Here is a 9,632-nt window from a genome sequence, read left to right on the forward strand (position 1 = left end):
TATACATAAGTAGGTAAGACAGTTCTTTCCGTTTATACTTCGGCAGCTGGCCTTGGGGTTCTTGTTTTCCCGTTTTTAAAAGCTAAATTCGCAGCCTATGAGCGCAATCAATTATGTTTCGGTAGAATCGATTTCTAAAGCCTTCGGCGAAAGGGTTCTGTTTAAAGATTTATCTTTTGGTATTAATGAAGGTCAAAAAATAGGCCTGGTCGCCAAAAACGGTACCGGCAAAACCTCTATGCTTGATATTTTGGCAGGAGCCGAAAATCCCGATAGTGGTCAGGTGATTTTCCGTAAGGGAATCAAGGTCGCTTTTTTACCTCAGGAACCCAACCTGGATCCCAATCTTACGGTGGAAGAAACCATCCTGGATAGCGATAATGAAATCCTCAAAGTGATTTCAGCCTACGAGCACGCGCTTCAAAATATGGAAGATTCGGAAGCCTATCAAAAAGCTTTTGATCAGATGGAAGCGCATCAGGCATGGGATTTTGAGACCCAATACACGCAGATTTTATTTCAGCTGAAGCTGGACGATTTAAGCCGGAAAGTTGAAAAACTAAGCGGTGGTCAAAAGAAGCGTCTGGCTCTGGCCAATATGCTGCTTAGTAAACCCGATTTGCTGATTTTGGATGAGCCTACCAACCACCTCGATCTGGAAATGATTGAATGGCTTGAAGCTTTTTTCGCCAAAGAAAACTTCACGCTCTTTATGGTGACGCACGACCGCTATTTTTTGGAGCGCGTGTGTAATGAAATCATCGAGCTTGATGAAGGGCAGCTGTACAGCTATAAAGGCAATTACGCCTATTACCTCGAGAAACGCGACGCGCGTATCGCCAATGAAGAAACCGAAACGGGAAAAGCCAAGCAGCTTTTTAAAAAGGAACTCGAGTGGATGCGCCGCCAGCCCAAGGCGCGTACGACCAAATCAAAATCACGAATAGACGATTTTGCGGAAATCAAAGACCGGGCTTCTAAACGCCGTAACGATCACGAGGTTCAACTCGAACTCAATATGGAGCGTTTGGGAAGCAAGATTGTAGAGCTGCACAAAGTTTCAAAATCCTTTAAAGACCGGGTAATCCTCGACAAGTTTGACTACAACTTTCAGCGTGGCGAACGCATTGGGATCATCGGTAAAAACGGAACCGGAAAATCTACCTTCTTAAATATCCTTACCGGGCAAATGGAACCCGATGGAGGAAAGCTTGTGATTGGCGAAACCATTCAGTTTGGCTATTACACCCAGAGAGGTATCGACATTAAGCCGGGGCAGAAAGTCATCGAGGTCATCAAAGAATTTGGAGAGTACATTCCGCTTAAAAAAGGCAGACAGATTTCTGCCGGGCAGTTGCTGGAGCGCTTTTTATTTGACCGTAAAAAACAATACGACTTCGTAGAAAAACTGAGCGGGGGAGAGCGTAAGCGTTTGTACCTCTGTACCGTTTTGATTCAGAATCCTAACTTTTTGATTCTCGATGAGCCTACAAACGATTTGGATATCGTGACCCTGAATGTGCTGGAGAGCTTTCTGCTGGACTTTCCCGGTTGTCTTTTAGTGGTGTCTCACGACCGCTACTTTATGGATAAAATTGTAGATCACCTCTTTGTTTTTAGAGGTCAGGGCGAAGTAGAAGATTTTCCGGGTAACTATTCTGATTTTAGAGCCTATGATGCCGGTCCGGCTGTAATTCAGGAAGAGGAGAAAAAACCGGAAGCAGCTAAGGAAACCAACAAGGAGAACTGGAAAACCCAAAACATTACGCTCTCCTATAACGAACAAAAAGAATACAACCGTCTGGAACGCGATATCGCCAAACTGGAAAAGGAAAAAGTGGCCAAGGAAGCCGAATTTCTGAACCCGGATTTGTCTGGCGACGAAATCAACAAGCGATCTATGGAATTGCAGGGAATTCAGGATAAGATTGACGAGTTTACCGAGCGCTGGTTTGAACTGGGCGCTAAGATGGAAGGGTGAAAGGAAAGTAGAAAGTAGAAAGTATTTTTTAAGATTCAACGATTCAACGATTCAACGATTCAACGATTCAGCGATTCAACGCTTCAACGATTCAACCTTTTTTTAGAGCTTAGAAAACAGAAAACCGAAACCCAGAACACGGTGGCTGAGTGAATTTTGTGAAGCCTTAGCGAAACAAAATTTGTATCGAAGCCAACCGAAAACGAAATATTTCTTTAGAGAACAGAGAACAGAGAACAGAGAACAGAAAACAGAAAACAGAGAATGTGGTACACCGCAAAAGCATATTTAAAATTTCTGCGGAAGGCGACTAACCAGCACGGGGTGCATTCGCCTTTTGTTTATGCTTTTGTGACCCAATGTTTATACGATCGTAAGTCGAAAGATGACTATCAAAAATTGAAGCAGTACCGCCAGAACTTGCTGAACACTTCAGAAGTAATTGAGGTAACCGATTTTGGTGCCGGCTCCCGGGTTTTTAAAAGCAATGCCCGGGCAGTAAAAGACATCACTAAACACGCCGGAGCTACTTTAAAGCGTATGAAGCTTTTGTATCGGGTGGTTTCGTATTTCAAACCCAAAACAATTCTCGAGTTGGGTACTTCAATGGGTCTGGCGACTTCAGCTTTGGCATTACCCAAAACCGGAAAGGTAACTTCACTTGAAGGCTGCCCGCAAACTGCAGATGTGGCCCGGCAAGCTTTAAACACTGCCGGAATCAATACTGTTGAAATCTTAATTGGTGATTTTTCTGAAACACTAAAGCAGCAAAAAAAAGCAGGCTTTGATTTAATTTATTTCGACGGCAATCACAGTAAAGAAGCGACGCTGGCCTATTTCGAAGAATTACTGGTTACAGCGCACAACGATAGCATCTGGGTTTTTGATGATATCTACTGGTCTGAAGGAATGACCGAAGCCTGGGAATTCATCAAACAACATCCCAAAGTTCGGGTGACGGTAGATTGTTTCTGGCTGGGGTTTGTGTTTTTTAGAGCAGAGCAGGCTAAAGAACATTTTACGATTCGCCTGTAAATTTTGTAACTCAACAGCCCGTTTGGCTACAAATAGTACAAAATCGATTATTTTTCAGTAAACCGGATTTTATGAGCAGCCTTATCGACATCAAGAATATTACCCGCGACTTCCCTTTGGGGAACGAAATCGTACACGTTTTAAAGGGAATTGATCTGCAGATCGAAAAAGGGGAGTACGTTGCCATTATGGGCCCCTCAGGATCCGGTAAATCTACATTGATGAATCTTCTGGGTTGTTTAGATACGCCTACTTCGGGTACCTATGTGCTCAATAGTCGGGACGTGAGTTCGATGACCGATGATGAACTCGCTGAGGTGCGTAATAAGGAGATCGGTTTTGTATTTCAGACCTTTAACCTGTTGCCCCGTACCACTGCGCTTGATAATGTCGCGCTGCCTATGGTCTATGCGGGTTATTCAAAACCCGAGCGTCACGAGCGGGCAAAAGAGGTTTTAGCCGATGTAGGCCTGGCAGATCGTATGGATCACAAGCCTAACCAACTCTCCGGGGGACAGCGCCAACGTGTTGCCGTAGGCCGGGCCTTGGTTAACAAACCGTCGATTATCCTGGCAGATGAGCCTACCGGAAACCTGGATTCTAAAACCTCGGTAGAAATAATGAATTTGTTTGACGCCATTCACGCGGCAGGAAATACCGTTATTCTAGTTACACACGAAGAAGACATCGCCGAACATGCACACCGGGTAATCCGCCTGCGGGATGGTTTGATTGAGAGCGATGTGCGTAAGAGTTTGGTAGGTTAGAGGGTTTATTGCTATTATTATTATTATTATTATTATTATTGGAACTCGGGCCGGAGTTAAATTTTAGTTTTTAAGGACTTTGTTCTCTTCTCGCTGTTCTTTAGTCTTAGATCTCAAGTCTCACATCTCAATTCTCCCGACTAGGTGTTAAAAGAATATATAATATGCCTGTAGATGGAACATATGGAAGGTTTAGTGCGCATAACCAAAGGTTTAAAGAATTACGTCGCAAAAAACTGGAACGTCGGGAAGAAAAGCTGTTGCAAAATACCTTAAAGAAGACCGGTAAGGCAAATCCATCCACAAAAGAACCTATAGACCCAAATAAGTTGGCAGAGCTGAAAGTTGAAATCAAGAAGCAAGCTCAAAAGCAGCTCCTAAAGGAATTTTATCTTGTTTTCCTTTCCATAGTTCTAGTAGTACTATTTTGTTACCTCTTCCTGTCTTAAATTCGATTTCTGAAAGATGCAGGCTAAATGAGTAACTTCTTTTTTCTCTTCTCTCTGTTCTTTAGTCTTAGATCTCAAGTCTCATATCTCAAATCTAACGTCACACATCTATCCTCCAATTGCCAAAACTTATCAAAAGCCGTTCAATAGCTTTTCGTGAATGCTTATTTTTGATCAAAAGTTGAATATATGAAAGCAGTTGTTTCCCCGGCAAAATCACTGAATTACGAAGATAAATTACCCACAACACGGGCGACGCAGCCTCAGTTTCTGGAAGAGGCCGAAACCCTGAATAAAAAATTAGAGCGCAAAACTAAAGCTGAGATTTCAGAGCTGATGAGCATCAGCGACAAGCTGGCTGATCTTAACTACCAGCGCTATAAAGAATTCAATACCCCATTTACCAAAGACAACGCGCGTCCTGCGATCTATGCCTTTGACGGGGATGTCTATACCGGACTTGATGCCTACACCATCCCAACCGAAAAGCTTGATAAACTTCAGGATACCCTGCGCATTCTGAGCGGACTTTACGGCGTGTTGAAACCCCTGGATTTGATGCAACCCTATCGCCTGGAAATGGGAACCAAGCTAAAAAGTGGCCACACTGAGGATCTTTATGAGTTTTGGGGCGAAAAAATCACGGATGCTTTAAACAAAGAATTAAAAGACGACGAGTTGTTTTTGAATCTTGCGAGTCAGGAGTATTTTAAATCGGTTAAGCCTGAAAAACTTAAAGTGCCGGTGATCACTCCGGTTTTTAAGGACTATAAAAACGGAAAGCTCAAAATCATTTCCTTTTACGCTAAAAAAGCCCGTGGCTCTATGGTTCGCTACATTATAGATACCGATGTGCAAACCATAGAAGACCTGAAGGGCTTTGATTACGACGGGTACGGCTTTAGTGAGCAGTACTCTAATTTAGCTAAAAACGAACTCGTTTTTGTGCGTTAAGATTTAGGGCTTTTTATCTGCTAAACTTGTATCTGAGGTCGCTTTGCCGGCCTCCTTTGTTTTGGTAGCCGTTTGTTTCGTAGGAACATCAGCAGTAGTTGCCGGATTCTTCTTTCCTTTTTTCGGTCTGAGCTTGCCGTAAGTGCCCCGGTGTATTTTTCCGCGTTTGGTTTTTTGATCTCCTTTTCCCATTGGTTTCAACTGTTTTAATTATTAAAAAATGGCGTTTGTAGTAACGACTGTCTCCTCGAACGCAGTCGCGAGGCTATGTTCTCAATAGCATAAAGGTCTCGACTGCGCTCGACCTGAAATTTTGAGGTTACTTCGTACAACTAATCAGCTTTAAAAAATAAGAAAATAGGCCCGAAAGCGCAAATCTTCCTCAATTAGGAATTCAGAATGCAGAATTAGGAGTGTTTTTTTAATCTTTTAAATAACCCAATAACCCAATAACCCAATAACCCAATAACCCAATAACCCAATAACCCAATAACCCAATAATCCAATAATCAGTTACGAATGTAGAATGTAAAATTTCACAGTTTTATCCTTAAAACAAAATAAACGGTAAACAGCAAACCGAAAACAACCAAAAAAAAAGCCATCTTTTCAGACAGCCTTTCTTTTTCTATTTGTATTCGGAATTTATTTAACGTCCATCAATTCAACGTCAAAAACCAAAATCGCATCCGGTGGAATCACCCCGCCTGCACCGCGACTTCCGTAACCCAGGTCTGAAGGGATTACAAAACGGGCTTTGTCACCCACTTTAAGTAGGCCAATACCTTCATCCCAGCCGGCGATCACCTGACCTACACCAACCTGAAAATCCAATGGTTGATTGCGTTTGTACGAAGAGTCAAACACAGTTCCGTCAGCTAACTGACCTTTGTAATGTACCGATACCATTTTTCCGGTTTCGGCTTTTTTGCCGTTTCCTTCCTGAATGATTTGATAGCGTAAACCGCTCTTGGTTTCTTTAAAACCCTGACTCAATTTGTCTAAAGCTTCGGCTTTTTTAGCGCGTTCTTCGGCAATGCGTTTTTCACGGGCTCCTTCAAACGTACGAAAGGCTTCAACAGCATTAAACTTTTCAGCTTGTTCACCTACGCGAATGATCTCTACCTGCTCCATTTTATCGCCCTGAGCGACTGCGTCAACCACATCCTGACCTTCTACTACTTTACCAAAAACGGTATGCTTTCCGTCTAACCATGGTGTCGCGGTATGCGTGATAAAAAACTGACTTCCGTTAGTGCCCGGGCCGGCGTTTGCCATAGAGAGTACTCCGGGGGTATCGTGTTTCAGGCTTGAATCAAATTCATCATCAAACTGGTAACCGGGATTGCCGGTACCGGTGCCTTGTGGGCAACCTCCCTGAATCATGAAATCAGGAATTACCCGGTGAAATTTAAGTCCGTCGTAATAAGGTGTTCCTTGTTTTTTAGCGGAGTTTTCGAGGTTTCCTTCAGCCAGAGCTACAAAGTTACCTACGGTTCCGGGAGTTTTTTCGTGTTCGAGTTTTACCAGAATTTCACCTTTTGGCGTATGAAATTTGGCATATATTCCGTCTTGCATGTCTTCGGTTTAAAAATGAGGTGCAAAAATACGTCTAAAGTCTACAAACACAAAACCCAAAGCAAATCCTAAATGCTTTGGGTTTTGTAATGCTTTCGCGAAAGCGAAATAGATAATAAACTAGACTTCGATCGCAGGTACTTCATACCTCCATCCAAAAGGATCTTCAGCACGGTTGGCCTGTAATTCGGTCAATTGTTTTTTGAGTTTTGGCGCATAGGCATCATCCAGATCAGGCAGGTCAAACTGCTTGTCTTTGTGGGTAAAGCCCGAAATCACAGAGATCACGGCAGCGGTACCGGCACCAAACATTTCTTTGAGTGATCCGTTTTCGGCAGCTTCTACAATTTCAGAAACCTTAACCGGGCGCACTTCAACCTTGATTCCCTGACTGCGCGCAAGCTCGATCAAACTTTTACGGGTAATTCCGTCCAGAATACGGTCGCTGGTAGGCGCGGTAAGCAAGGTATCGTTCACACGGAAAAATACGTTCATCGTACCGGCTTCTTCCAGGTATTCGTGCGTGCTGGCGTCCGTCCATACCACCTGATTGTAGCCTTTTTCCTTGGCTAGCTCAGTTGGATAAAACTGCGCGGCGTAGTTACCTGCTGCTTTAGCGAAGCCTACACCACCATCAGCAGAACGGCTGTAGTGGTCTGCAAAAAGTACGCGCACCTTGCCGCTGTAATACGACTGAGCGGGTGCGCAAATGATGACAAATTTATATTCGGTAGAAGGGGAAGCCAATACGCCGTTTTCGGTCGCAATGACAAACGGGCGAATGTAAAGCGAGTTGCCTTCTCCGGGTTTGATCCAGTCTTTATCGAGGTTTAGCAGGGTATTGAGACCATCAAAAAAATAGTCTTTATCAAATGCCGGCATCGCCAGACGCTCGCTGGATTTATTGATACGGTTAAAATTTTCTTCAGGGCGGAACATAAAAATGTCGCCGTTGTCGTCTTTGTAAGCTTTCATTCCTTCAAAAACCGCCTGCCCGTAGTGAAAGACTTTTGCTGCAGGATCCATCTCGATAGGCCCGTAAGGTTTGATCTCAGGGGTTTGCCAGCTTCCGTCTTTATATTCACAAACAAACATGTGGTCTGTAAAAATGCTACCAAAAGCAAGGTTACTAAAGTCAACCTGACTTATTTTTGACTTTTCCGCTTTGGTAATCGTTAAAGTATCTGTCATAATCATCCGATTTATAAGCACAAATTTATCATTTTCTCAAAGTAAGTAAGCTCAAGAAATGATTAATTTTACCTGTTCGCCAGACTTATTGCATTGTAATACAGCTCCGGACCCGGTTCTCTGAAACTAATTATGCATCAAAACAGCTGTTTTAGCATTTAAAAAGCTCTTTTTTTAAGGGTTTTGCTTTTGCTTAAGCAAGAAATCAAATAAAAAAACGATAACTATGAAAAAGTTGTTTAGTATCCTCACAATCGCTCTGATTGTCTATTCGTGTAAGGATAATGAATCTGCAGGAGCCTCTGCAGCTGTGATCAATCAGGAGGAAGTCACCGGAGATTTACCGGTTTTTGGTGCCGATTTTAAAAACGAAACCATTCTTTCGGCCTATGAGTTGGGCGAAATTTATTCAAATCTAAAAACCGGAGACACGGTTAAGGTGACCTTTGAAGGCCCTGTCAAAGAGGTTTGCCAGGCAAAAGGCTGCTGGATGCAGGTAGATGTAGGTGCTGAAGATCCTGTAATGGTTAAGTTTAAGGATTACGGTTTTTTTGTACCTAAAGATTTAGGAGGAAAGCGCGTGGTTGTTCACGGAATGGCCTTTATCAGCGAGGTGCCGGTTGAGGAACAGCAGCATTATGCCAAAGATGCCGGGAAAAGCGAAGCCGAAATCGCAGCGATTACCCTTCCTAAGAAAAGTCTGGGCTTTACGGCCAGCGGAGTGAAAATCGCCGAGTAAGTTGGAGCGCAAAATCGTTAAAACAGCAGACGGCTCTACCACCATACAGATAACCGACTGGAATGAGCAGTACCATTCTATGCACGGTGCGGTGCAGGAAGCGCGGCATGTGTTTCTTAAAATGGGTTTTGATCACGCCTTCGCGAAAGCGGGCCAGCCTGATGAACTTCATATTTTAGAAATAGGTTTCGGTACGGGGTTGAATGCACTTTTAACTTTGATCCACGCTGAAAAACTCCCGGTAAAACTGAAGTATGAAGGAGTCGAAGCCTTTCCGGTTTCTACTGAAGAATTAAAGCAACTCAATTATTTAGAAACGATTGAAGCCGAAAGCTATCGCGAGACTTTTGACGCGATGCACCAGACTCCCTGGGAAGAGGAGCACGTAATTACCTCCCAATTCCATTTAAAAAAGCGCGAGCAGACCTTTGAAACCATAACCGATATCAGTAAGCACGATCTTATTTACTTTGATGCCTTTGGTGCGCGGGTACAACCTGAACTTTGGGAAGAACCCATTTTCCAAAAGATGTTTGATGCCCTGAATCCAGGCGGAGTTCTGGTAACCTATGCCGCAAAAGGCAGTGTACGCCGCGCAATGCAAAGCGTGGGCTTTACCGTAGAACGCCTTCCCGGCCCTCCCGGAAAACGGGAAATGCTCAGAGCTACGAAAAGTTAAAAGTTAATTGTTAAAAGTTATTTGTTGTCACATGTACGTCCCTGATATAGGTTGACCACTTAAACGTGATTAACAATGAAATCCAACGTACAAATCATCCAAAAGAGGCGTGTTTATTCTGAGAGTTTTAAACGTCAGATCGTCGAAGATTTTGAATCCGGTAAGTATAGTGCTAGCCAACTATCGATGTTGCACAACATACCTTGTGTTAGTATTTACCGATGGATTTATAAATTTTCTAACTTTAATGAGAAAGGAT

Annotated in this window: 11 protein-coding genes; 8 read left to right on the forward strand and 3 right to left on the reverse strand. The window is 43.3% G+C overall.

What is annotated here, in order from left to right; all coding sequences use genetic code 11:
* Positions 1-106: 106 nt before the first annotated feature.
* From LLW17_RS16400 to yaaA, 5 genes are all read left to right on the forward strand, one after another.
* On the forward strand, positions 107-1,981 hold the full coding sequence (locus LLW17_RS16400) for an ABC-F family ATP-binding cassette domain-containing protein (RefSeq protein ID WP_228231386.1): 1,875 nt from the start codon (positions 107-109) through the stop codon (positions 1,979-1,981).
* A gap of 264 nt (positions 1,982-2,245) precedes the next feature.
* Positions 2,246-3,016 carry an O-methyltransferase gene (locus LLW17_RS16405; protein ID WP_228231376.1) on the forward strand — a complete coding sequence of 257 codons (771 nt, stop codon included), beginning with the start codon at positions 2,246-2,248 and terminating at the stop codon, positions 3,014-3,016.
* Positions 3,017-3,087: 71 nt separating this feature from the next.
* Positions 3,088-3,783: an ABC transporter ATP-binding protein gene (locus LLW17_RS16410; RefSeq protein WP_228231377.1), complete on the forward strand. Its 696-nt coding sequence runs from the start codon at positions 3,088-3,090 to the stop codon at positions 3,781-3,783.
* A gap of 164 nt (positions 3,784-3,947) precedes the next feature.
* Positions 3,948-4,232 (forward strand): hypothetical protein, encoded by a 285-nt coding sequence (locus LLW17_RS16415; protein WP_228231378.1) that lies wholly within the window; start codon positions 3,948-3,950, stop codon positions 4,230-4,232.
* Between the two features lie 189 nt (positions 4,233-4,421).
* Positions 4,422-5,186, forward strand: coding sequence for a peroxide stress protein YaaA (gene yaaA / locus LLW17_RS16420; protein WP_228231379.1), 765 nt, complete (start codon positions 4,422-4,424; stop codon positions 5,184-5,186).
* Between the two features lie 3 nt (positions 5,187-5,189).
* Here yaaA and LLW17_RS19075 read toward each other — a convergent pair whose 3' ends face one another.
* The 3 genes from LLW17_RS19075 to LLW17_RS16435 form a co-directional block, all read right to left on the reverse strand.
* Complete coding sequence (locus tag LLW17_RS19075; protein ID WP_434084791.1) at positions 5,190-5,378, reverse strand: 30S ribosomal protein THX; 189 nt, start codon at positions 5,376-5,378, stop codon at positions 5,190-5,192.
* Between the two features lie 453 nt (positions 5,379-5,831).
* Positions 5,832-6,764, reverse strand: a complete 933-nt coding sequence (locus LLW17_RS16430) for a peptidylprolyl isomerase (RefSeq protein WP_228231380.1) — start codon at positions 6,762-6,764, stop codon at positions 5,832-5,834.
* Positions 6,765-6,884: 120 nt separating this feature from the next.
* On the reverse strand, positions 6,885-7,955 hold the full coding sequence (locus LLW17_RS16435; RefSeq protein ID WP_228231381.1) for a branched-chain amino acid aminotransferase: 1,071 nt from the start codon (positions 7,953-7,955) through the stop codon (positions 6,885-6,887).
* Between the two features lie 226 nt (positions 7,956-8,181).
* Here LLW17_RS16435 and LLW17_RS16440 point away from each other — a divergent pair, with 226 nt between their 5' ends.
* From LLW17_RS16440 to LLW17_RS16450, 3 genes are all read left to right on the forward strand, one after another.
* A complete protein-coding gene (locus LLW17_RS16440; RefSeq protein WP_228231382.1) occupies positions 8,182-8,694 on the forward strand; it encodes a DUF4920 domain-containing protein in 513 nt (170 codons plus the stop codon).
* A 1-nt stretch (position 8,695) separates the two neighbouring features.
* The gene (mnmC2, locus tag LLW17_RS16445; RefSeq protein ID WP_228231383.1) at positions 8,696-9,373 is read left to right on the forward strand and encodes a tRNA (5-methylaminomethyl-2-thiouridine)(34)-methyltransferase MnmC2; all 678 of its coding nucleotides are present in this window, start codon (positions 8,696-8,698) and stop codon (positions 9,371-9,373) included.
* A 75-nt stretch (positions 9,374-9,448) separates the two neighbouring features.
* Positions 9,449-9,632, forward strand: a 184-nt coding sequence (locus LLW17_RS16450; protein WP_228228726.1) for a transposase, incomplete at its 3' end; no start/stop codon positions are given.

The organism is Leeuwenhoekiella parthenopeia (assembly GCF_020782115.1).
In the GTDB taxonomy this organism is placed as follows: Bacteria; Bacteroidota; Bacteroidia; order Flavobacteriales; family Flavobacteriaceae; genus Leeuwenhoekiella; species Leeuwenhoekiella parthenopeia.